Source organism: Actinoalloteichus sp. GBA129-24 (assembly GCF_001941645.1).
Taxonomy (GTDB): Bacteria; Actinomycetota; Actinomycetes; order Mycobacteriales; family Pseudonocardiaceae; genus Actinoalloteichus_A; species Actinoalloteichus_A fjordicus.
In genome coordinates this window covers 1,589,504-1,612,417 of record NZ_CP016077.1, presented here as the reverse complement: position 1 = coordinate 1,612,417, position 22,914 = coordinate 1,589,504, and the positions used below count along the sequence as shown (strand labels likewise).

18 protein-coding genes are annotated in these 22,914 nt (G+C 70.4%); 9 read left to right on the top strand and 9 right to left on the bottom strand.

Going from position 1 to position 22,914, the window contains the following annotated elements:
- Positions 1 to 74: 74 nt before the first annotated feature.
- Positions 75 to 989, bottom strand: coding sequence for a PmoA family protein (locus UA75_RS07390; RefSeq protein WP_198044235.1), 915 nt, complete (start codon positions 987 to 989; stop codon positions 75 to 77).
- 608 nt (positions 990 to 1,597) lie between these two features.
- Between UA75_RS07390 and UA75_RS07385 the strand changes: the two genes are divergently transcribed.
- Positions 1,598 to 4,147 carry a glycoside hydrolase family 9 protein gene (locus tag UA75_RS07385; RefSeq protein WP_198044234.1) on the top strand — a complete coding sequence of 850 codons (2,550 nt, stop codon included), beginning with the start codon at positions 1,598 to 1,600 and terminating at the stop codon, positions 4,145 to 4,147.
- Positions 4,148 to 4,446: 299 nt separating this feature from the next.
- On the opposite strand, the gene UA75_RS07380 is transcribed toward UA75_RS07385, so the two are convergent.
- From UA75_RS07380 to UA75_RS07370, 3 genes are all read right to left on the bottom strand, one after another.
- Positions 4,447 to 4,842, bottom strand: a complete 396-nt coding sequence (locus UA75_RS07380) for an NUDIX hydrolase (protein ID WP_157434046.1) — start codon at positions 4,840 to 4,842, stop codon at positions 4,447 to 4,449.
- A 151-nt stretch (positions 4,843 to 4,993) separates the two neighbouring features.
- Positions 4,994 to 5,404: a type II toxin-antitoxin system VapC family toxin gene (locus UA75_RS07375; protein ID WP_075739614.1), complete on the bottom strand. Its 411-nt coding sequence runs from the start codon at positions 5,402 to 5,404 to the stop codon at positions 4,994 to 4,996.
- Positions 5,404 to 5,694: a type II toxin-antitoxin system Phd/YefM family antitoxin gene (locus UA75_RS07370; protein ID WP_232251172.1), complete on the bottom strand. Its 291-nt coding sequence runs from the start codon at positions 5,692 to 5,694 to the stop codon at positions 5,404 to 5,406. The genes UA75_RS07375 and UA75_RS07370 overlap by 1 nt, the downstream gene beginning before the upstream one ends.
- Before the next feature lie 277 nt (positions 5,695 to 5,971).
- Here UA75_RS07370 and UA75_RS07365 point away from each other — a divergent pair, with 277 nt between their 5' ends.
- The 3 genes from UA75_RS07365 (at position 5,972) to UA75_RS07360 (ending at position 8,759) form a co-directional block, all read left to right on the top strand.
- Entirely contained in the window at positions 5,972 to 6,178 is a 207-nt protein-coding gene (locus tag UA75_RS07365; RefSeq protein ID WP_157434558.1) for a heavy-metal-associated domain-containing protein, read from the top strand.
- A 1-nt stretch (position 6,179) separates the two neighbouring features.
- Positions 6,180 to 6,344, top strand: coding sequence for a hypothetical protein (locus UA75_RS32630; protein ID WP_157434045.1), 165 nt, complete (start codon positions 6,180 to 6,182; stop codon positions 6,342 to 6,344).
- Positions 6,345 to 6,488: 144 nt separating this feature from the next.
- Positions 6,489 to 8,759 (top strand): heavy metal translocating P-type ATPase, encoded by a 2,271-nt coding sequence (locus tag UA75_RS07360; RefSeq protein WP_412459536.1) that lies wholly within the window; start codon positions 6,489 to 6,491, stop codon positions 8,757 to 8,759.
- Positions 8,760 to 8,972: 213 nt separating this feature from the next.
- Here the strand turns inward: UA75_RS07360 and UA75_RS07355 are convergent, their stop codons facing one another.
- Positions 8,973 to 9,473 carry an NUDIX hydrolase gene (locus tag UA75_RS07355; RefSeq protein ID WP_075739612.1) on the bottom strand — a complete coding sequence of 167 codons (501 nt, stop codon included), beginning with the start codon at positions 9,471 to 9,473 and terminating at the stop codon, positions 8,973 to 8,975.
- 580 nt (positions 9,474 to 10,053) lie between these two features.
- On the opposite strand from UA75_RS07355, the gene UA75_RS07350 reads away from it, so the two are divergent.
- Positions 10,054 to 11,466: an acyltransferase family protein gene (locus tag UA75_RS07350; protein WP_075739611.1), complete on the top strand. Its 1,413-nt coding sequence runs from the start codon at positions 10,054 to 10,056 to the stop codon at positions 11,464 to 11,466.
- A gap of 274 nt (positions 11,467 to 11,740) precedes the next feature.
- On the opposite strand, the gene UA75_RS07345 is transcribed toward UA75_RS07350, so the two are convergent.
- On the bottom strand, positions 11,741 to 12,370 hold the full coding sequence (locus UA75_RS07345; RefSeq protein WP_075739610.1) for an NADPH-dependent F420 reductase: 630 nt from the start codon (positions 12,368 to 12,370) through the stop codon (positions 11,741 to 11,743).
- Positions 12,371 to 12,478: 108 nt separating this feature from the next.
- Complete coding sequence (locus tag UA75_RS32625) at positions 12,479 to 12,724, bottom strand: hypothetical protein (RefSeq protein ID WP_157434044.1); 246 nt, start codon at positions 12,722 to 12,724, stop codon at positions 12,479 to 12,481.
- 23 nt (positions 12,725 to 12,747) lie between these two features.
- Between UA75_RS32625 and UA75_RS07340 the strand changes: the two genes are divergently transcribed.
- The 4 genes from UA75_RS07340 (at position 12,748) to UA75_RS07325 (ending at position 20,674) form a co-directional block, all read left to right on the top strand.
- Complete coding sequence (locus UA75_RS07340) at positions 12,748 to 14,718, top strand: maltotransferase domain-containing protein (RefSeq protein WP_075739609.1); 1,971 nt, start codon at positions 12,748 to 12,750, stop codon at positions 14,716 to 14,718.
- 600 nt (positions 14,719 to 15,318) lie between these two features.
- A complete protein-coding gene (gene glgB, locus UA75_RS07335) occupies positions 15,319 to 17,508 on the top strand; it encodes a 1,4-alpha-glucan branching protein GlgB (RefSeq protein ID WP_075739608.1) in 2,190 nt (729 codons plus the stop codon).
- Positions 17,509 to 17,524: 16 nt separating this feature from the next.
- The gene (locus UA75_RS07330; RefSeq protein ID WP_075739607.1) at positions 17,525 to 19,003 is read left to right on the top strand and encodes a neutral zinc metallopeptidase; all 1,479 of its coding nucleotides are present in this window, start codon (positions 17,525 to 17,527) and stop codon (positions 19,001 to 19,003) included.
- Positions 19,004 to 19,210: 207 nt separating this feature from the next.
- Entirely contained in the window at positions 19,211 to 20,674 is a 1,464-nt protein-coding gene (locus UA75_RS07325; protein WP_232237665.1) for a neutral zinc metallopeptidase, read from the top strand.
- 217 nt (positions 20,675 to 20,891) lie between these two features.
- On the opposite strand, the gene UA75_RS07320 is transcribed toward UA75_RS07325, so the two are convergent.
- Entirely contained in the window at positions 20,892 to 21,734 is an 843-nt protein-coding gene (locus UA75_RS07320) for a TrmH family RNA methyltransferase (RefSeq protein WP_075739605.1), read from the bottom strand.
- Between the two features lie 96 nt (positions 21,735 to 21,830).
- The gene (locus tag UA75_RS07315; protein WP_198042953.1) at positions 21,831 to 22,850 is read right to left on the bottom strand and encodes a tetratricopeptide repeat protein; all 1,020 of its coding nucleotides are present in this window, start codon (positions 22,848 to 22,850) and stop codon (positions 21,831 to 21,833) included.
- Positions 22,851 to 22,914: the final 64 nt, after the last annotated feature.

The following is a 22,914-nucleotide window of genomic DNA, read 5'->3' as shown; positions in this document are numbered from 1 at the left end:
AATGATCGGGATTCCGAAGTTCGCAGATCGGAACCCGACCGTCAAGATGTGAATCAGCGATGGAGCAGCAGGAGTCAGCCCAGGCAGGACACTGCGGCAGCCGCCGCCTGCGCCGCACCGTCGGTGTCGAGATGCCCGTCGGAGACGACGATCAGCAGTCGGCGCGCGAGCGTGTCGGCGGGGGCCAGTCGAATCGGTTCGTCGACGGCCAGTGAGGAGCCGATCCCCGGGTAGTCGGCGATCCGGACGAACCAGGGATCGGCGGCGGTGCGGGCGTCGCCCGCCAGGAAGACCAGCGTGTAGCCCGCACCGTGGAGTCCGTGTCCGTGCACCGCCAGCCAGTCGGCCGTCGACTCGTGCACGCCGTTCTCCCCCGACGCCTCGGCGGTGAACACCGTGGGAGCGATGGTCGAGGCGGGCAGCCGCCAGAAGAAGCCGCCGTAGCCGCCGCCTGCCTTGCCGTTGGTCGCGGGACTGCCGAGTTCGATCTCGGCCTCGGTGGCGTTGGTCAGTGTGAAGGCGAAGTCGAGCACCCAGGCGTTCGACGTGTCCGCAGGCCGGACGGCGATCCGCCGCCGCTCGACGAGCTGGAGTCCGCCGGTCGGGCTCCGCCAGTGCAGCTCTTCCTCGATCTCCTCGGGGCGTCGGAGATCGGGCCTGGCGGCCAGCAGTCGACTGCGGTCGATGCGGCCGTGATCGGCCTGCCAGGTCGGACCGCCCTCGCGGAGGAAGGTCCGGCCGCCCCAGAAGTTCGTCTTCGCGACGTCCTGCAGGGCCACCGAGACCCCCAGGTGCCACGGGTGATCCTCGGGCGCCGAGTCGGTCACCACGACGCCTGCGGCGGTGCGCACGGGGTGCAGATACGGCCGAGGCCCCTGGGTCGTGCGCAGGCTCGGGTCGGACACCACGGAGCGGACGACCGGATCGGCGCCGAGCCACAGCTCGATCTCGGTGCTCGCCTCGGCGGGCGTTGCCTGCATGGACATCATCGACCTCACCTGGACGGAGCGGGCGGTGCCCGATCCCTCGGAAAGCGCTTGCCGAAGGTAGGAGAAGACGCGCCGCACTGTCAACCGCGACGATCGTCGTCGTCGACGCGGCGAGCCCCGGCCGTTCGACCAGCTCAGGACGGCGACACCGCTGGACGGACCACGGCCGCGCGGACCCCGGCACGCCACGCCCGCCCGACACCGACCGGCGCCCACTGGCCTCACCAGGGGTGATGACCTGCACGATCAGCCGGGAGCGCTCCCACATCAACACCGCACCCTCCCGTCGTCCGACGCCACCGACGTCGTCGCCCCCGTCAGACAATGATCTACGCTCGTCTCGATTCGACGTCGAAACGCTGTCACCAGCATCGACGCCGAACGGTGAGATGGGAGTCACAACTCGATATTGACACCGGGGCAACGTGGGCGCAACCATCTCCCTAGCCGCGAGCGCTCGAAAATGGGAGCGCTCCCGGAATTCGGTCAGCGCCGATCGATTCGATGACGAGGGCCGAGCGCGTCGCCGGAGTACCTCCCCGCGAGGAAGGAACGAGCTAGTGCGCCGACCAGTCAGACGCCGTGGTGTCCCGCTTCTCGTCGCCGCCGTGACGATCCCGTTACTCGGGACGGCCGTGCCGCAGGCAGCAGCTCAGGAAGAGACAGAGCAGATCAGCAACGGCGACTTCGCCGAGGGAACAGCCCCCTGGTGGTGGACTCCCACCGCGCCCGCCGCCGTCGTCGACGGCGCGCTGTGTGCGGAGGTCGAGGGCGACACGATCAATCCGTGGGACGCCATCGTCGGCCACAGCGGAATCCACCTCCAGCCGGGCGAGTCCTACGCCCTGTCCTTCACCGCCTCCGCATCGGCTCCCGTCATCATCAACACCAACGTCCAGCTCTCCGTCGAGCCCTACACCCAGGAGCTGAGCGAACGGACCACGCTGGGCGCCGAACCCGTCGAGTTCTCCTACGCCTTCACCTCCGGCGCCGACACCGAGAACGCGCAGGTCGCCTTCCAGCTGGGCGGGGCCGCCGAGCCGTGGACCTTCTGCCTGGACGACGTGTCGCTGCGCGGCGGTGAGGCTCCGCCGCCGTATGAGCCGGACACCGGGCCGAGGGTCCGGGTGAATCAGGTCGGCTACCTGCCGTCGGGACCCAAGCAGGCCACGGTCGTGACCGATGCCGCCGAGGCACTGCCGTGGGAGCTGACCGACGCGGCCGGAGCGGTGGTCGCCGAGGGGCAGACCGTCCCGCAGGGCGTCGATCCCAGCTCCGATGAGGCCACCCACGGAATCGACTTCAGCGAGGTCACGGCGGAGGCCACCGGCCTGACGCTGAGCGCCGACGGCGAGACCAGCCATCCCTTCGACATCGACGCGGGCCTGTACGACACGTTGCGGACCGACGCACTGGCGTTCTTCTATCACCAGCGCAGCGGCATCGAGATCGAGGCGGAGCACGTCGGCGAGGACTACGCCCGCCCGGCGGGACATCTGGGCGTCGCCCCGAACCTCGGCGACATCGAGGTGCCGTGCCAGCCGGGAGTCTGCGACTACACACTGGACGTCAGCGGCGGCTGGTACGACGCGGGCGACCACGGCAAGTACGTGGTCAACGGCGGCATCTCGGCGGCGCAGGTGATGGGCGTCTACGAGCGGGCGCTGGTCGAGGGCGACACCGAGGCCGTCGCCGACGGCACCCTGTCGATCCCCGAGCAGGCCAACGGCGTGCCCGACGTACTGGACGAGGCGCGCTGGCAGCTGGAGTTCCTGCTGAGCATGCAGGTCCCGGCGGGTGAGGAACAGGCGGGCCTGGTCCACCACAAGATCCACGACGCGGCCTGGACCGGACTGCCGCTGCTGCCGCACCGCGACCCGCAGACCCGCGAGCTGCATCCCGTCTCCACCGCCGCCACCCTCAATCTGGCGGCGGCGGGCGCCCAGTGCGCCCGACTGTTCGCCGAGTTCGATCAGGCCTTCGCGGATCGCTGCCTCGCCTCGGCCGAGACGGCCTGGGACGCGGCCAACGCCCACCCGATCCACTACGCCGACCCGCTCGACGGGATCGGCGGCGGCGCCTACAGCGACAGCGACGTCACCGACGAGTTCTACTGGGCGGCGGCCGAGCTGTACCTGACCACCGGCGCGGCGGACTACCTCGACGCGGTCACCTCCTCGGAGCACCACGGCGCGCAGGCCTTCACCGACTGGGGCTTCGGCTGGGCGGTGACCGGCCCGCTGGGACTGCTCAACCTGGCCACCGTGCCGAGTGATCTGCCCGCCGACCAGCTCGCCCTCGTGCGTGCGGCCGTCGTCGACGGCGCGAGCCGCTACGCCGAGACGGCGGCGAACGAGGTCTACGGCCTGCCGTACGCCCCGGAGGATCACGCCTACGTGTGGGGCTCCAACAGCCAGGTGCTCAACAACATGGTGGTGCTCGGGGTCGCCTACGACCTCACCGGCGACGCCGAGTTCCGCGACGCGGTCCTGACGGGCTGGGACTACCTGCTCGGCGGCAACCCGCTGAACGTCTCTTACGTGACCGGTTACGGCGAGTACGACGCCCGCAATCAGCACCACCGGTTCTGGGCGAACCAGCTCGACCCGTCGCTGCCCAACCCGCCCGCGGGCTCGGTGGCGGGTGGTCCGAACGTGAGCCTGGACGACCCGGTGGCCGCCGAGGCGCTGGCGGGCTGCGCGCCCGCGTTCTGCTACATCGACGACATCGAGTCGTGGTCGACCAACGAGGTGACCATCAACTGGAACGCCCCGCTCGCCTGGGTGGCGGCGTTCACCGCCGACGTGGCGGGCGCCGACGGCCCGCCCACCGAGCCGCCCGCCGGGACCTGCGACGTGTCCTACCTGGTGCAGAGCCAGTGGAACAACGGATTCACCACCCAGGTCTCCATCACCAACACCGGCGACGAGCCGGTGCAGGGCTGGGCACTGGACTGGACCTTCGACGGCGACCAGCGGGTGACGCACTCCTGGAACACCCAGCTCGTCCAGCGCGGCGCGGCGGTCTCGGCCGCCGACATCGGCTGGAACGCCACGATCGCCCCCGGCCGATCGGTGACCTTCGGCTTCAACGGCTCGTTCAGCGGCACCAACGGCACCCCCGGAGCGTTCACGCTCAACGGGGACGCCTGTGCCTGAGTACCGCTGACCACGACGGCGGGGCCCGGCGAACCAGGACGCCGGGCCCCGCCCCCCTTTACTTCTCTGGGTGCCTCGATGCAGGACCGCCCGAGGCGTCGACGCCCGCAGGGTGCTCGGTCCACTCCGGGCAGTCTCTTCCGAGGATCGGCCCCGGTCTCCACAGACCGGCCCGGCCGAATCGGAGATGCTCGCGACACCTCCGTCACCTCCGCCGTCTCGTCCACCGGACCTCTCCTCCTCGGCGATCTCGGCTCGACGCGACGATCAACCGCCGACGGTCCACGGCCCGGCCTGCCTCAGGCCAGCAGGCCCTGCTCGTACAGGTGGTCGAAGACGATCTTGTCCACGGCCGAGACCCGCTCGCGGTCGGCGTAGGACAGCAGCGCGATCTCCTCGATCTCCATGGACGCCGTCGGCGTGCCGACCGCCTCGGCCGTGTAGCAGGTGAGCCGCACCAGCACTCCGGCAGGCTTGCCGTGTGCCTGCGCCTCGAAGGTGCCGAGGCGTCGGGCGGTGTCCGGCACGATCTCGACGGCCAGCTCCTCCCGGACCTCGCGAATGAGGGTCTCGACGTCGGACTCGCCGGGCTCGCGTTTGCCGCCGGGGAAGTAAAAGACGTCCCGGCCCCTGGTCCTGGCGCTGAGAATCCGCCGGTCCGTCAGCCGAACCCAGGCCACCTTGTCCACGGTCACGACTCGGCCCGCTCCGCAGACGCTCTCTCGGTCATCCTCATGGGTCCATCCTGCCCGGTGATGCACGGCGTCCACGGACCCGGCGGCAGCCGAGGTCGGATGCTGCGCGGGGAGCCGGGGGCCGCTGGAGAAGCCGAGAATGCCGGCCTGTTCAGCGCGGCGCGGCCATGCCGGGGTGCGCGATGGGGAGGCCTGCCAATGTCGCCGAGCCGAGCAGCCGTCGATCGTAGGTGACGAAGGCCGTGAGTCGGTCGCCGAAGACGGCCTGCGCCGTCGCCAGATGGATCGCAGCCAGAGATCGGAGTCCCGGGTCCGAATACGCGGCGGCCGTTGCCCGAACGACTTCGTCGATCTCATACACGGCGATCCTTCCGAGGACCGCTGGAACCGAACTCAGCAGTTGCGGCGCACGTCGCAGCAGTGCTCGTGGGATTTCGATCTCGGCGAGAGCCGACGAGACCAAGACATCGCCCTGCCTCTCGGAAAGCCACGCCGTGAGATCCGCGCTCTCCTGCTCGCGATGAATGAGCTTGACCAGAGCCGCGGTATCCAGGTAGATCATCAGTAGCGCTCTTCGTCACGGAGTGAGCCGATGAGTTCACCTGCTTCGAAATCACCTTGTACCGGCCCGGGCGGCAGCGGGATAGGGCCGGCGAGACGAGGAGCACGCAGCCTCCCCAGCGCGAGAAGATCCTCATACCGTGACGCGAGGGCAGGAACTATGCGCGCGATCACCGTTCCGCGCTCGGTGACGTCCAAGGCCTCGCCGCGCTTGACCCGCGCCAGCACGCCTGCGGTGTCCTGATTCAACGTGCGAACGGGAATTTCAGCCATGACGACCTGGTAGTACATCTCGTAGTACGAGCGTCGCGATCAAGCGTCACCCGATAGTGCGGGATACCCCCTGGGCCTATGCTGCACGTTCGCAGGCCAGGGCCGCGCCGCCTCGCCGTTCGCGCGGTTGCCATGCATACCCCTCGGGGGTAGGGTTCCGTGAGGATGGCAGGGGCGAGACGACCCCGTTGCACTGATCCACGCCGCACCGGTTCAGGCGATGCTCCGCCCGCGACCACCAGACGAGACGACACACCACACCCAGGCCGAGGAGACCGCGATGACCACCGAGCAGTTGAACACCAGCACCTACACCGTCACCGGCATGACCTGCGGGCACTGCGTCAGCTCGGTGAAGGAGGAGGTCGGGGAGCTGGCCGGGGTCACCGACGTCGCCGTCGACCTGCCCACCGGCCAGGTCACCGTCACCAGTGTGACCGCGCTCGACGCCGAGGCCGTGCGGGCAGCCGTGCAGGAAGCCGGATATGAGGTGACCGCCTGAGATGAACGTCGCCACGCGCCTGGGCGCGTTCCTGCTGGCCGTGGCCGCCGCGTTCGGCCTCGCCTACGCGGCGGGGCAGTTCGCGGGCCCCGTGGGCGAGGCCCCGCCGCCCGCCCACGAGGTCCCCGGCGGCGCGCCGCACGAAGTCCACGATCCCGGCCGCTGACGGCCGTCGAACCGCCGATTCACGGCACCGAGAGACTCCAGGGGAATGGTGATGGCCGCAGTCGCGCACGGCGAGCAGCAGACGACGGACGTCGAGAACGCGCGTGGAGAGCAGGACGCGCAGATCGAGCTGATCATCGGCGGCATGACCTGTGCCTCCTGCGCCGCCCGGATCGAGCGCAAGCTCAACCGGATGACGGGTGTGCAGGCCAGCGTGAACTACGCGACCGAGAAGGCGCGGGTCCACTTCCCGGTCTCGCTCTCCCCTGACGAACTGATCGCGACCGTCGAGCAGGCGGGCTATACGGCCGCCGTCCCGCCGCCGCCCGCTCCCGCCGCCGCTGCGACCTCCCCCGATGAACAGGAACCGAGGGCCGAGGATGCCACGCTCGCGGTCCTGCGGCAGCGGATGCTGGTGAGCGCAGCGCTGTCGGTGCCGGTCATCCTGCTGGCGATGGTGCCTGCGCTGCAGTTCACCTACTGGCAGTGGGCCTCGCTGACGCTGGCCGCGCCGGTGGTCGCCTGGGGCGCGCTGCCGTTCCACCGGGCCGCCTGGACGAACCTGCGCCACGGCGCCGCCACCATGGACACGCTCATCTCGATGGGCACGCTGGCGGCTCTGGCCTGGTCGGTGTACGCGCTGTTCTTCGGCACGGCGGGCGTGCCGGGCATGATCCACCCGTTCGAGCTGACCATCGAGCGCACCTCCGGCGCGGGGAACATCTACCTTGAGGTCGCCGCCGGGGTCACCACCTTCATCCTCATGGGTCGCTACTTCGAGGCCAGGGCCAAGCGACGCAGCGGAGCGGCCCTTCGGGCGCTGCTGGAACTCGGTGCGAAGGACGTCGCAGTCCTGCGGGACGGCAGCGAGCTGCGGATTCCCGTCGATCAGCTCGCGGTCGGGGACCACTTCGTGGTGCGGCCGGGCGAGAAGATCGCCACCGACGGCGTGATCACCGAGGGCTCCTCTGCCGTCGACCTCTCCATGATCACCGGCGAGTCCGTACCGGTGGAGGTCGTCGCGGGCGATGCCGTGACCGGCGCCACCGTCAACGCCGCAGGCAGGCTGGTCGTCCGGGCCGCCCGTGTCGGCGCGGACACGAAGCTCGCGCAGATGGCGCGGCTCGTCGAGGACGCTCAGACCGGCAAGGCCGAGGTGCAGCGGCTGGCCGACCGGATCTCCGCCGTCTTCGTACCGATCGTGATCGTGCTGGCCGCCGCGACGCTGGGCTTCTGGCTGGGCGCGGGAGCGGGCGCGGCCGGGGCGTTCACCGCCGCCGTCGCCGTGCTGATCATCGCCTGCCCGTGCGCGCTCGGGCTGGCCACTCCGACGGCGCTGCTCGTGGGCACCGGCCGGGGCGCCCAGCTGGGCATCCTGATCAAGGGTCCGCAGATCCTGGAGTCGACCCGCCGGGTGGACACCGTGGTGATCGACAAGACCGGGACCGTCACGACCGGCCGGATGACCCTGGTCGACGTCGTCGCCGCGCCTGGTGAGGACGCGGACGAGGTGCTGCGGCTGGCGGGCGCGCTGGAGGACGCCTCCGAGCACCCGATCGCCGTGGCGATCACCGCAGGCGCCCGCGAGAAGACGGCCACGCTCCCCCCGGTCGCCGAGTTCGCCAACTCCGCAGGGCTGGGCGTGACCGGCCGGGTCGACGACCGCTCGGTCGTGGTCGGTCGGCCCGCGCTGCTCGCGGAGCGGTCGATGCCGCTGCCCGCCGAGCTGGTCGCCGCACAGGACGCCGCACAGCAGCAGGGACGCACCACGGTCGCCATCGGCTGGGACGGCCGGGCCCGAGGTCTGCTCATGGTGGCCGACACCGTCAAGCCGAACAGCGCGGCGGCGGTCCGAGAGCTGCGTGCCCTCGGGTTGACCCCGGTGCTGTTGACCGGCGACAACGAGACCTCGGCTCGGGCCGTCGCCGACGAGGTGGGCATCGAGCAGGTGCACGCCGAGGTGCTGCCCGCCGAGAAGGTCGAGGTGATCGCCCGCTTGCAGGCCGAGGGACGCGTGGTCGCCATGGTCGGCGACGGAGTCAACGACGCGGCAGCCCTGGCGAAGGCCGACCTCGGACTGGCGATGGGCACCGGAACGGACGTGGCCATCGAGGCGAGCGACCTGACCCTGGTCGGCGGCGACCTGATGTCGGCCGCCGACGCCATCCGCCTGGCCCGCCGCACCCTGAGCACCATCAAGGGCAATCTGTTCTGGGCCTTCGCCTACAACCTCGCCGCGCTGCCGCTGGCGGCGGCCGGGCTGCTGAACCCGATGATCGCGGGGGCGGCGATGGCCGTCAGCTCGGTGTTCGTGGTCAGCAACAGTCTCCGGTTGCGCGGCTTCAGCCCGCTGCGGCCTACGGCGGACTCGCCCGCCCCGACGCGGCCGCGCTCCACTGCGTCGGCGGTCCGCTGACGCCGGAGTCCGGGTCGCCGACGCGGTGCAGGTCCGATCACCGGCACCGCGGGCGGCGCGACTCGGACGAACCTCGTCGATCCGGTGGACCAGGGACGTCCGCCGAGGCAGCCTCGGGAGCCTCCGGCGGGCCGAAGCGGGCTTCTGCGAGGCCGTCAGATCGGGTCGCCGCCCGACTGCTCGCCGCCATGGCGCGGATCGACCTGGGCCGGATCAGCCGTCCCCGGAACGGACCGACACCGGCTGTGCGGCAAGGCGTCCGCTCGCGGGGCGCCGTCGATCCAGTTCCAGGGCGATGCCGACGAGTTCGAAACAGTCGAGCGCGTCCACCTCGGCGACGTCGAACCAGCGGGCCTGATCCGTGGAACCGCCGACCTCGTGCCGCAGTTCGCCGCCGACGATGTGCACGGCGTAGAAGACCTGGAAGGCGTGGTGATCGACCGGCGCACCGCCGCGGACCACCTGCCGCCGTTGACTGTTCACGCCCAGTAGCGCGTCGACCTCGACCTGGTAGCCGGTCTCCTCCTCGACCTCCCGTCGAACCGCGTCGAGCGGGTCCTCGGCGTGGTCCAGCCCACCCCCCGGCAGCGTCCACCGAACGCCGCTGCGCCCCACCCATCTGGCAAGCAGGATCCGATCACCCTGACGGCACACCGCGTAGGACCCGACTCGCACCTCGCGCGTCGCGGCGGAGTCATTCTCGACGACATCCATACGCACCCCCACTCTCGGCCGCGTTCGGTCGGTGGTCGCACGGCACCGTCCGCCCACGCCCGCTTCGGACGCTATCGAGGCGCGCCCTGCCGGACGTGACGATCCGCACCCGGCCCACCGGATCGGGGTAGGCCTGCGCCGATCCCGGCCGTCGGCGCCCGTGTTCGCGATCACGGTAGACCTCCGGAAGCCGACCTGCCGTGTCCTTGGTCACTCTGACTCGGCCGGGTGACGGAGAACACGAGGGCCGTGGCAGCCGGCTCAGGCTGCCATCGGCGGGATCGGGCGAACTTCGGGCCGGTAGAGTATGGGGACGACCGCGTCACGGACGTCCCGGACACGTCTCGACCCCGCAGTCCGCCTGCGGGAAGCACCGCCGAAGTGCTTCACTCCCTCGGCCGATGCCGCGTCCGGAATCGGGTTCATGAACGGTCTTGACGGCGCACACGACGACCGTCCGACGGCCGCTCACAACGCGGGCGAAGCACACGTTCCCGTAGGGCTGCTGGTCCGATCATCGGGTGACAGACCAACACCTTCTGTCAGGCATCCGAGGTGACGACGAGGAGACGACACGCGTATGACGGTCGGCGAGAACGGCGAGAACGGCAAGAACACTGCCACGAAGAACAGCACGTCGCGACCCGGGACCCGCCGGGCGAGCTGGGACGTGCTGCGGGCCGTCGCCATCGCGCTCGTGGTGGTGCAGCACGCCACCTGGGGCGGCCCGTTCCTCGTGCCGGAGCTGGAGGAACGCCCGGTCTTCCTGAGCCTCCAGGCGGGCGCCTCGATCCTGATGATCATCTCCGGGTACTTCATCTGCCAGACGCTCAGCTCCAGCGGCCCGAGGGCACTGTTGCAGAACCGGCTGGTCCGGGTGATCCCGCCGATGGTCGCCGCCGCCGTCCTCACTCACGTGATCGTCCATCTCTGGGGTCCGGAGTCGCTGGAGCGCAGCTTCGCCTCGCTGATCGGCACGATCCTGGTGTATCCGCCGGGCCTGATCGAGGGCATCAGCCGCACCGACGGCAGTTACTGGACCATTCCACTCCAGGTCACCGCGTTCCTGGTCACGGCACTGCTGTGGCCGCGCCGCTGGCGCCACGGCCTCCGGCTGCGGATGACGCTGGCCATCGCGGCGGTGGTGCCCGTCGCGCTGGAACTCGTCAAGAGCGCCGGGCCGGGACCGAGCCTCACCCGAGGCATCGAGATCGCCGAGACCGTGGGCGCCGGGCGGGTGCACCTGCTGGCGGCGGGTGCGGCGTTGTGGCTGTGGGGCACGCATCGCTCCGGCAACGGCGTGCTCACCATCGTCGCGGCCTCGATCATGACTCAGTTCCTCACCTCGTCCGACGTCGCGGGCGCGGTCGCCATGGCCGTGGCAACCGTGGCCATCGGCGCGGCGGCGCGAGGACCGGACTGGAATCACCCGGTCCTGCGGCCGGTGGTCTGGCTGGCAGGCATCTCCTACGGCGTCTACCTGGTCAACCACAACATCGGTTACAGCGTGATGTACCGGCTGTCGGAGGCCGGGGTGCCGCCGATGGCACAGTCCGCCGCGATGATCGTGTGCTCGGTGATGCTGGGCTGGCTACTGACCAGGCTCGTGGAGGAGCCGATCGCCCGGCGATTCCGGTATCGCCGCAAGAAGGCGGCGGCCCCGGCGACGATCGAGACGAACAGTTCCGAAGCGCATCGGATCGACCCGCACGGCACGTCGACCGCGCACGACACCGTGGAGTCGGGAGCACGGTCCGATCCCGCCACGCGGCTCGTCGAGTCCGGCACGACCGCGCCCGCACACACCGTCTCGACGACCAGGGACGAGGCGGTCGACGCCGGCCCGCGGCAGGCTCCCGAGACCGAGGCGCGGCGGCAGGCAGGCGGCCTGGACTACGCCGCAGGCCGGGAGGACGGCCGCTCGGAGGATGAGCTGCCGTCGTCGGAGCGGGCGGCGCGTCGAGCCGACTCGGAGGCGGCGCTGTACCGCTGACCGGGGCGTCGGGCCGGGACAAACCGCAGCTCACGCACGACCGTCCACGCTGGGAAACCGCTGGTCCCGCCGCCGGACGGGTGCTCGGCGTACCGGTGATCTCGGATCGACCGACCGCCGAACGCCGCCACCTTTACCCACGACCAGCCCCGGAATCGGTCCAGCTCCCGAGGAGCCGCTGGTCGAACACACCCGCTCGTCGAGCATCGGTGCCCCGCCCGGCCCCCTGCCCCCACGATCGGCCACCACGTCGAGACGCACTGTGTAGGAGCGGTCAGACCACCCGCAGCGAGATCGTCGTGGTGTTTCGGGTGCCGAGCAGACTCTGCAGGCTGTGATGCAGCCATTGCATGGTCTCCAGCGCTCTCGCGTGATGCAGCGGACCGGCGTCGATCGGCACGCAGCCGATGCTCTGCACGAGCCGCACCATCGTCATCCGCGCCTCGGGATCGTCGGTGGCGATGAAGACGTCGAGCGACTCGTCCCCCGCGAGGGTGCCCGCGAAGGTGGTGTTGAAGGCCTTGACCACCGAGGTGCCCATCGGCGCGAGTGCGGCGATCCGCTCCGCCATCGAGAACCCGGCGGGACTGTGCAGCTCCACCAGCGGTCCGGCCGGATTGGTCGCGTCGACGACGATCTGTCCCGGCAGCTGCTCACCGTACTGCTCCATCAGGTCGGGCACGGCGGCGCCGGGCACGGCCAGGATCACGAGGTCGACCGCAGGCAGCGGATCGCCGATGGTGCTCGCGGTCACGACGCCCGCCCCCGCCGCGCCGAGCAGGGCTGCGAGGCGTTCGGCCCGTTCAGTCGTCCTGCCGAACACGACGACCTCGTGCTGACCGCGCAGCAGCCGATCACCGAGCCCACCCGCCAGGGCACCGGTTCCGACGATCGCGATCCGCATCGCCGACCTCCCGCTCCTGAGCCTTGTCGAGGGGCGCTTTCGCGCTATGCCAGCCAACCCTTGACGGCCGGAGCGCGCCCGACGAGCATCGAGAGTGCACCGCGTGGTTCACACCGTCTGTGAGCCGTGGGCGACGGTGCCGTGCCACGGGTGTGCCTGAAACTCATGCCGATGGCGGATGTCCGACAACGCATTCGCCACAGCGGCGCGGCCGTCGTCCACCGATTCAGTGGTTTTCAGTTCAACAGGCAGAAGACAGCCGGTTGACGCAGGATTGATCACCGGTGAGGCGACCGGTCGGCGCGGCCCCGTTGCGATCACCACGATCTCCAGCAGGCAGGATGAGACCGTCAACCCACCACGGAAGGGACGTCGCGGTGAGCGGACGACTGGTCGTCGACGAGGTGTCGCCAGTGATCAGCCTCGGTCGGTATCCGGCCAAGGCGGTGGTCGGCGAGCATGTTCCGGTGCAGGCCACCCTGTGGCGGGACGGGCACGATCGACAGGCCGCGAACGTCTCCTGGCGAGGTCCGGCCGACCGCGTCGCACGGCAGACCCGCATGGTGTTGACCGATCCCGGCTTGGACCGCTGGTCGGCGGTGATCCGACCCGATCAACCGGGCATGTGGACGTTCCGAGTGGACACCTGGTCTGATCCATGGGCGACCTGGCGCCATGCGGTGGAGACGAAGATCGGCGCTGGTCAGGGCGCCGCCGAGCTGGCCAACGACCTGGAGACCGGCGCCCGGCTGCTGGAACGGGTGGCCAGGAGACCGGGCAGTAGAGCCGTGCGCGCGGCGCTGACCACGGCGGTGTCGGCCCTGCGCGACGCGGGCAGACCGCTGCCGCAGCGGGTGGCACCCGCGTTCGACGAGCCCGCCGACACCGTGATGACCGAGCAGCCGGTGCGCGAACTGGTCACCAAGGGGGTCGTGCACCAGCTCTGGGTGGATCGGGAGCGGGCGCTGGTCGGTTCCTGGTATGAGTTCTTTCCTCGGTCGACCGGCGGGCGCGACGAGCTGGGCAGACCGGTGCACGGAACGTTCCGCACCGCCGCCGCCGAGCTGGAGCGAGTCGCGGACCTCGGCTTCGACGTCGTCTATCTGCCGCCGATCCACCCCATCGGCCACGTACACCGCAAAGGACGCAACAACACCCTCACCCCGGGACCCGACGACGTCGGATCGCCGTGGGCCATCGGATCACCCGACGGCGGACACGACGCCGTCCACCCGGACCTGGGGACCCTCGCGGACTTCGATCAGTTCGTGGCCCGCGCCACCGAATTGAACCTCGAGGTCGCCCTCGACCTCGCCCTCCAATGCGCCCCCGACCACCCCTGGGTCCGCGACCACCCCGAATGGTTCACCACCCGACCCGACGGCACCATCGCCTACGCCGAGAACCCACCCAAGAAATACCAGGACATCTACCCCCTCAACTTCGACAACGACCCCACCGGGCTATACCAGGAGATCCGTCGCGTCGTCATCCACTGGATCGACCACGGCATCCGCATCTTCCGGGTGGACAACCCCCACACCAAGCCGCCCGAGTTCTGGCACCGCCTCATCACCGACCTCAAGACCAGACACCCGGACGTCCTGTTCCTCTCCGAAGCCTTCACCAGACCCGCCCGCATGTACGGACTCTCCCGACTCGGCTTCACCCAGCACTACACCTACTTCACCTGGCGCACCACCAAACACGAACTCACCGAATTCGGCAGCGATCTCGTCGCCCACGCCCACGAGGCGCGGCCCAACCTCTTCGTCAACACCCCCGACATCCTGCCGACCTCCCTGGCCCACGCGAGTTCGGCCGCGTTCGCGATCCGCGCGGCCCTCGCCGCCACGCTGGCGCCCACCTGGGGCGTCTACGCAGGCTTCGAACTCTTCGAGAACGAACCCGTCCGGCCCGGCTCCGAGGAATATCTGAACTCGGAGAAGTACGAACTGCGGCCCCGCGATCACACCAGGGCGCTGCGGGAGGGTCGATCGCTCGAACCCTGGCTGCACACCCTCAACGAGATCCGACGCCGGAATCGCGCGCTGGCAACACTGCGCACCCTGCGCTTCCATCACGTCGACAACGACGCGCTGATCGTCTACTCCAAGACCGATCCGGCCACCGGGGACGCCGTGATCGTGGTCGTCACCCTCGATCCCGCCGTGCCCCAGGAGGGCACCGTGTGGCTCGACCTGCCCGAGCTGGGCCTGGCATGGGACGACCGGTTCACCGCCCATGAGGAGGTCACCGGGGCACGCTGGGAATGGGGCCAGGCGAACTACGTGCGGCTCGACCCGCACAGCGCCGTCGCACACATCGTCTCGGTGCGACGACCGTGACCATCCCGGTCGTGCGGCCTCGATACCCTACGAGCGACGGCGGCGAGCGGCGGTCCGACGGTAGGGAGCCATGGTGACCGACGACAACGCCGAAGATCGCCGCGCCGGCCCCGCGCAACAGGAAGCAGGGATCAAAGACAGGCCCCGAAGAGTCTGTCTTCGATCCCTCTCCGTCGTGAGCGGGGATCGGCGTGGATGAGCTGCCAGGCGGAGGAGGGAGCCATGGCGGAGCCATGGTGACCGACGACAACGCCGCAGATCGCCGCGCCGGCCCCGCGCAACAGGAAGCAGGGATCGAAGACAGGCCCCGAAGAGTCTGTCTTCGATCCCTCTCCGTCGTGAGCGGGGATCGGCGTGGATGAGCTGCCAGGCGGAGGAGGGAGCCATGGCGGAGCCATGGTGACCGACGACAACGCCGCAGATCGCCGCGCCGGCCCCGCGCAACAGGAAGCAGGGATCGAAGACAGGCTCTAAGATCGTCGACACGCCACGAACTACCGGTGAGGCCGCTCGGTGTCGTTCGGTCGATCAGCAACCAGCGCGGGCCCGCCGCTCGCGCCGACACGACGGCCGTTCTTCCAGTGACCGAGGTGACGCCTGATGCCGACCACGCAGTCCTGTCCACCGCACCCGGAGGAGACCGGCCGACTGCTGTCGGGGGCCCACCACGATCCGCACTCGATCCTCGGCGCCCACCCGCATCCCGACGGGACGCTGATCCGCACGCTGCGGCCGCATGCCGACTCGGTGACCGTGGTGACGGCTGGCGAGCGCCACGTGCTGGCCTCCGTCCACGAGGACGGCCTCTTCTCCGGTGTGATCCCGGAGCCGCCCGGCGACTACCGGCTCGAGGTCGGCTACGGCACGCACACCGAGGTGGTCGACGACCCCTACCGCTGGATGCCGACCGTCGGTGAGCTGGATCTGCACCTCCTGGCCGAGGGCAGACACGAACGGCTCTGGGATGTGCTCGGCGCTCATCTCCAAAGCTATGAGACGTCGCTGGGCGTGGTGGAGGGCACCGCCTTCACCGTGTGGGCGCCCCGGGCCCAGGGCGTGCGGGTCTGCGGCGACTTCGACGGCTGGCACGGGGTGCGCACCCCGCTGCGCTCGCTGGGCTCGACCGGCGTGTGGGAGGTGTTCGTCCCCGGCGTCGAGCCGGGCACGCGGTACAAGTTCCGGCTGCTCGACGCCGACGGCCGCTGGCATGAGAAGGCCGACCCGATGGCCTTCGCCACCGAGGTGCCGCCCGCCACGGCGTCCATCGTGACGGTGTCCGACCACATCTGGCAGGACGACGACTGGGTGGCCCGGCGCGACGCCGCAGACCTGTCCCGAAGCCCGATCAGCGTCTACGAGGTGCATCTCGGCTCATGGCGGCGCGGGCTGGGGTACCGCGAGCTCGCCGAACAGCTCGCCGACCACGTCGTCGAACTGGGCTTCACCCACATCGAACTGCTACCCATCGCCGAACATCCCTACGGCGGATCCTGGGGCTACCAGGTCACGTCCTACTACGCCCCCACCGCCCGCTTCGGCTCGCCGGACGACCTCCGCCATCTGATCGACGTGCTTCATCAGCGGGGCATCGGCGTGATCGTCGACTGGGTGCCCGCGCACTTCCCCCGCGACGAGTGGGCGCTGGCCCGGTTCGACGGGACCCCCACCTACGAGCATCCCGATCCCCATCGGGGCGAGCATCCGGACTGGGGGACCTACGTCTTCGACTTCGGCAGGCCCGAGGTTCGGAACTTCCTCATCGCCAACGCGCTCTACTGGGCCGAGGAGTTCCACATCGACGGGCTCCGTGTCGACGCCGTCGCCTCGATGCTCTACCTCGACTACTCGCGGGAAGACGGCCAGTGGACGGCCAACGAGCACGGCGGCCGGGAGAACCTCGACGCCGTCCGGTTCCTTCAGGAACTCAACGCCACCGTCTACAAGCACCATCCGGGGATCATGATGGCGGCCGAGGAGTCCACCGCCTGGCCGGGCGTCACCCGCCGCACCGATCTCGACGGCCTCGGCTTCGGTTTCAAGTGGAACATGGGCTGGATGCACGACTCGCTGCGCTACGTCGCGCTCGATCCGGTGCACCGCGCGCATCACCACGACGAGCTGACGTTCTCCCTGATGTACGCCTGGAGCGAGAACTACCTGCTGCCGCTCTCGCATGACGAGGTGGTGCACGGCAAGGGCTCGCTGTGGTCGCGGATGCCCGGCGATGACTGGAACAAGGCGGCCAACCTGCGCAGCCTCTACACCTACATGTGGGCGCATCCCGGCAAGCAGCTGCTCTTCATGGGCGGCGAGTTCGGTCAGATCGCCGAGTGGTCCGAGTCGGACTCGCTGGACTGGCAGCTGCTGGACCAGCCCTTGCACGCCGGACTGCGGCGGCTGATCGGCGATCTCAACGCCGCCTACCGCGCGCACCCGGCCCTGTTCACCCGCGACACCTCGTCGACGGGCTTCTCCTGGCTGATCGCCGACGACGCGGCGAACAACGTGCTCGCCTTCCTCCGCCACGGCGAGGACGAGCAGGGCAGGCCCGTCGAACTGGCCTGCGTGGTGAACTTCGCGGGCATCCCTCGACACGACTACCGACTCGGCCTGCCGAAGGCGGGGCGATGGCGGGAGATCCTCAACACCGACGCCACGGCGTACGGCGGTTCCGGCGTCGGCAACGCGGGCGAGGTCGTCGCGGAGCCGGTGTCCTCGCACGGCAGGCCCGCCTCGGCGGTCTTGCAGCTGCCGCCCGCCGGGGCGATCTGGCTGGTGCCCGAACAGTGACGCCGAGTCGGGCGACGTGAGCCGCTCGGCGACCCTCGGCGGCCGACTTCCGGCGGCCGTGCTGGTGCTGCTCCTGGCGCTCGCGCTGGTCGCCGACGGCTCGGTGCAGTGGGGCACTGACCCCGAAGACCTCGCCGCCGGCGGCCTCGGGGCCGGCAGCGTTGCCGCCGAGGGCAACGACACCGGGTCAGGCTCAGCGGGACCCGGCACGACGGCGGCAGAAGCAGCAGGCGCCGAGGTAGATCGGCTGGCGGACGCTGCCGTCGAGGATCTGCTGGCGTACTGGGCGGAGACCTTCGAACCCGCCTTCGCTCTTCCCTGGGTGCCGCCGACCGGCGGGCTGCACGCCGCCGACGGCATCGCCGACGTCGGCCGGAAGGCGCCGCCGTGCCTCGCGAGGACCACCGAGATCGCGGGCTCCGCCTACTACTGTGAGTCGGCCGACGCGCTGGTCTGGGATCGCGGCGTCCTGCTGCCGGTGCTGGCCGAGGATCACGGCCCGGCCGGGGTGACCGTCGTCCTGGCCCACGAACTCGGGCACCGCGTGCACACCAGGCTCGGGGTGGACGACGCCGCGCGCCGCACCATGCCGGAGCGCTACCCCGTGCTGTTGAGCGAGGCGATGGCCGACTGCTACGCGGGGACGTACTTCCGCTGGGCGGTCGACGGCGGCGGCGCATCGGGCTTCACGACGGCCGAGGTAGATGACGCGTTGGCGGCGCTGGTGCGATTCCGGGACCCGATCGTCGTCGGCGAGCCTCCCGAGCGCACCCACGGCGGCGCGCTGGACCGGGTCCTGGCCTTCCACGAGGGATATTCACAGGGGGCGCGGCGCTGCGCCGCGTTGACGACGCAGGACCTCGCCCCACCGCCGCCCCGCCAGGATCGACCGTTGCGCAATCGGCCGCTCGCCGAGCTGAGTACCGAGGACCTCGGCACCTACTTCGCCGACCTGGCGATCCGGCACGGCGGCCACGGCCCAGCTCCCGTGGTCCGCACGGTGGCGGGCGATCCGGACTGCGGCACAGGCCAGGGCCCGGTGGCCTTCTGTCCGGCGGAGCCCGCCGTGGTGATCGGGATCGGAGCCGACGGCGACCTGGCCGAGGTGAACAGCAGGATCGGCGATCACGCCGCCGCCACGATGGTGGCGGGCAGGCACGCCCTGGCCGCCACGACCCGACTGGGACTGCCGATCGACGACCCGACGGCAGGTAGGCGGGCGGTGTGCCTGGTAGGCGCGTGGTCGGCGGCCGGGCCTGCGCAGGCAGACCGGACCGAAGCGGCGGCGGACGACGGGCAGGGTCGGCGGAGTGCGCATGTCGAGGAGCAGTGGTGGGGCGTGGGCGATCTCGACGAGGCCGTGCTCCTGCTGCTGGCCGACGACCAGCCCGCGCGCGATGTCACCGGGTTCGCGGGGGACGGCAGTGGTCTGCAACGGGTGCTCGATTTCGCGGCCGGCCGCCGCGACGGCGCCGCAGACTGTCTCCGACGCTGATCAGCGCATCGCGCGTCGGACCGCGCCGGGCGCCCTGTCCCAGGCACGGGATCGACGTCCACCGGCCGCCTCGAACGGAGCAGACGGATTACCTCACACGAGATTCTCCGGGCCAGTATGGTGCTCTCCGGGTGAGGTGTCTGGTCCGGTTCATCCCGTGCGGACGTCATCCAATCCGTGATGGTTCACGATCGGTCAGGACGTAGCGTGCGAGTGGCCCTCTCCCGACGAAACACCTCGGCACTGACGACGGGCGTCGCGTTGATCGCCGCCGTCAGTCTCCTGATCGGCTGCGGTCCGCAACGGGTGGCGGGTACCGCCGTCCCGTTCGGCGGGCTGGACCCGGCCACCGTCGCCGGGCTTCCGGTGACACACGGCCCCAGCGGCCCTCGCGAAGGCGCGCCCCGCATCGATCTCACCTACGAGAACGGTAACGGCGGCGAGATGGATCGGCTCGCGATGAGCGCGGTCGCCGACCTGTACGACTACTGGGCGACCGAGTACCCGGACACGTTCGACGGCCTGGCGTTCGAACCGGTGGCGAGGCTCGCGTCGTACGACGCCGAGCAGTCGCCCATCGTGATCTGCGGGATGGACACCAGCGGCGTGCCCAACGCGTTCTACTGTCCGCCGGAGGACGCCATCGCCTGGGATCGCGGTGTGCTGATGCCGATGCTCGATCAGCAGTTCGGCCCGATGGCGGTGGTCACCGTGCTCGCCCACGAGATGGGGCACGCGGTGCAGTACAAGTCCGGCAACATGACGGCGGACATGCCGACGATCCTGGCCGAGCAGCAGGCCGACTGCTACGCGGGCGGCTACTTCCGCTACATCGCCGACGGGGACTCGCCGTATTTCGAGGTGTCGACCGGTGAGGGACTCAATGCCATCCTCGCCGCGCTGTTCTCCATTCGCGACCAGGCAGGCACCGACTTCCGAGGTCCCCAGGCACACGGCAACGCCTTCGATCGCACCACCGCCTTCATCTTCGGCTTCAGCGACGGCGCGAGCCGCTGCGCGGAGATGGACGTCGAGGAGATGCAGCAGCGGATCACCCAGCTCGAATTCGCCGAGAGCGACGCGACCGGCCAGCTCGAGGTGAACGAACAGCACGTCGCGCTCGTGGAGCAGAGTCTCGCCGAGGTCTTCGCCGAGGAACTCGACCAGGCGCCCACGCTGGACCTCTCCGGGACGAACTGCGGCGAGACCGAGCCCGCCGCCTACTGCGTCGAGGGCAACAGCATCGGACTGGACATGCCGGAACTCGCGGCCATCGGCACCCCGCCGACCCCCGGCGGCGACCCCTCGGCAGCGGGCATCGGCGACTTCGCCGCGTTCGCCGAGATCGCCTCGCGATACACGATGGCCGTGCAGGAACAGGCCGGACTGTCGTTGGAGGGCCAGTCGGCCGGGCTGCGGACGGCGTGTCTGACCGGTTCCTGGGCGGGCATGCTGATGCCGAACCGCTCGCCCGACGCCACATCCTACGCAGGCCTGCGCATCTCCCCCGGCGACCTCGACGAGGCGGTGGCCGAGCTGCTCAGCCAGGACAGTCTCATCGCCGCCGACGTCGACGGCGCCAGCGTGCCCTCCGGCTTCGCCCGCGTCGAGGCCTTCCAGGTCGGCTTCGAAGAGGGCAACGACCCCTGCACGGAGCAGTTCGGCGACTGATCGGCCGAGCCCCTGCCCGGTTCTCCGACGGCGGCGAGGTCGCTGACGGGGCGATGTCGGATCATGAGCTCGGCAGCGGCCTGCCTCGGACGTCGCGGCCCCATGCGACAAGCCGGGCGAGTGTGGTCGATCAGCGGCGTGATCCACCGTGGGCTCGGCGGCAGGCGAGGCAGGCGCAGGCACGTCCGGCCCGTCACCGCCGGAGCCGCAGGCAGCCTCAGCCGGCCTCGGGGGCCCGCCGCTGCCGGGCGGCCTCGTACAGGGCGATGGAGGCCGAGGCGGCGGCGTTGAGAGAACTGGCCGAGCCGACCATCGGGATGCGGACCAGCTCGTCACAGCGGGCGGCCCATGCGGTGCTCATCCCGGTGGTCTCGTTGCCGATGACCAGCATCGTCGGGCCGCGCAGCTCCGCGTCGGCGATCTCGTGTGCACCGTCCTCGCTCGTCCCGATCACGCGCAGCTCAATGCCGCCCGCCCGCACCTGGTCCACCCAGGCTGCGGCGTGTTCGCCTGCGGCGACCCGCACGGCGGGCATCGCGAAGAAGGAGCCCGTGGTGGCCCGGATGGTCTTCGGGTCGTAGAGGTCCGCGGCATGCCCGGTGATCAGCACCCCGCAGGCACCCAGCGCGTCGGCGGAGCGGATCACCGTGCCGAGGTTGCCGGGACTGGTCGGCCGGTCGAAGGCGACGACGAGCATGTCCGGTCGGACGGGGATTCGCGTCAGGTCGTCGGCGGGGATCTCGGCCACCGCGATGAGCTCCGGCGGCTTGTCGTCCTTCTGCCCCAGCTCGGCCATCAGCTCCGGGGAGAGTTCTTGGACCAGCGCGACGGGGGCGGTGGCCAGGATCTCCGTCGCCCAGGCGGACAGTCGTCCCGAGACCCGCAGCAGCGATCGCAGCGGCCACTGCTGCTGCACGGCGATGCTGATCGGCCGCACGCCTTGAACGAGGAACTCCCCCAGCCGCTGACGCTTGTTCCGATTCGTCACCAGGGCCTGCCACTGCTGGAAGGCGGCGTTGCGCGTGGTGATGCGAAGCGTCTTGGTGGGCCGGGCCGTCACGCGGTCGACCCTAACAGCGCTGATCGACCGGAGCCCGCGCGGCGACCCCGCGCCGTGGAAAGGGGCGCGGGGCCTCGCGGCGACACCCGACTCAGGTCAGTACAGCGCGTTGGCCAGCGCACGGCGGGCGGCGATCACTCGCTCGTCGCCGACCGGATACAGCTCGAACAGCTCCACCAGGTGGCTGCGCACTCGGTTGCGGTCGTCTCCTGCGGAGCGACGCACCGTCTCGATCAGGCGTTTGAAGGCCGCCTCCGCGTCCTGGTCGGCCACCTCGGCATCCGCGGCGGCAAGCTGGGCGTCGATGTCGTCCGGTGCGGCATCGGCCCTGGCCACCGCAGATCGGTCGACGTTCTCGGCCCTCGCCAGGAAGCGCACCTGGATCAGCGCGGCCTTGACGTCCTCGTTCGCGGGTTCCACGTCGAGGATGCGCTGATAGGCGGCTTCTGCCTCGGCGTAGTCGCCGCGCTCGACCGCGTCCTCCGCCTCGACGATCCTCGGGTCCTCGGCGGGCTCCTCCGGTTCGGCGGCGTCCGGGCCCGCGGCCTCGGCGGCGGCGATCCCGGGCAGCTTGTCCCGCAGCGCGTCGAGCAGCTGGCTGATCCACTGGCGCAGCTGCGGCTCCGGCTGAACACCCGAGAAGGCGTCGACCGGCTGGCCGCCCGCGATGGCCACCACGGTGGGCACGGACTGGACGCCGAACACCTGGGCGATCCGCGGATTGGCGTCCACGTCGACCTTGGCCAGGATGAACGTGCCCTTGCCCTCGGCGGCCAGCTTCTCCAGGACCGGCGACAGCTGCTTGCACGGCTCACACCAGGTGGCCCACAGGTCGACGATGACCGGAACCTGCATCGACCGATCGACGACCTGTGCCTGGAACTCGGCCTCGGTGACATGGACGACGTACGGAGAGTCGGTGGCATCGCCGCCGTTTCCTGCGACACCCGCTCCACTGCCCGCACCGGGCGTCGCCGCAGGTGCGGCGCCTGCGGGCCGGGCGCCGGGACGCGTGGACTCGGCCCTGGCCTTGAGCGCGGAGAGATCCAGCGCGCCGGACAGGGCGGCGGACAGGGCGGCGGTCTTACGTGGGTCTGGCCTCGTCACATTCACCATCCTGACACGAACGGCCGCAGCCTCGCCGAGCCGGTGGCAGAGATCGCGAAGAAGCTCGCAGCAC

Bases quoted from the DNA above. Each gene is read 5' to 3' on its own strand.
- UA75_RS07390 (WP_198044235.1), bottom strand. From the start codon at position 989: ATGATGTCCATGCAGGCAACGCCCGCCGAGGCGAGCACCGAGATCGAG.
- UA75_RS07375 (WP_075739614.1), bottom strand. From the start codon at position 5,404: ATGATCTACCTGGATACCGCGGCTCTGGTCAAGCTCATTCATCGCGAG.
- UA75_RS07370 (WP_232251172.1), bottom strand. From the start codon at position 5,694: ATGTACTACCAGGTCGTCATGGCTGAAATTCCCGTTCGCACGTTGAAT.
- UA75_RS32630 (WP_157434045.1), top strand. From the start codon at position 6,180: ATGAACGTCGCCACGCGCCTGGGCGCGTTCCTGCTGGCCGTGGCCGCC.
- UA75_RS07360 (WP_412459536.1), top strand. From the start codon at position 6,489: ATGACCTGTGCCTCCTGCGCCGCCCGGATCGAGCGCAAGCTCAACCGG.
- UA75_RS07355 (WP_075739612.1), bottom strand. From the start codon at position 9,473: ATGGATGTCGTCGAGAATGACTCCGCCGCGACGCGCGAGGTGCGAGTC.
- UA75_RS07350 (WP_075739611.1), top strand. From the start codon at position 10,054: ATGACGGTCGGCGAGAACGGCGAGAACGGCAAGAACACTGCCACGAAG.
- UA75_RS07345 (WP_075739610.1), bottom strand. From the start codon at position 12,370: ATGCGGATCGCGATCGTCGGAACCGGTGCCCTGGCGGGTGGGCTCGGT.
- glgB (WP_075739608.1), top strand. From the start codon at position 15,319: ATGCCGACCACGCAGTCCTGTCCACCGCACCCGGAGGAGACCGGCCGA.
- UA75_RS07315 (WP_198042953.1), bottom strand. From the start codon at position 22,850: ATGGTGAATGTGACGAGGCCAGACCCACGTAAGACCGCCGCCCTGTCC.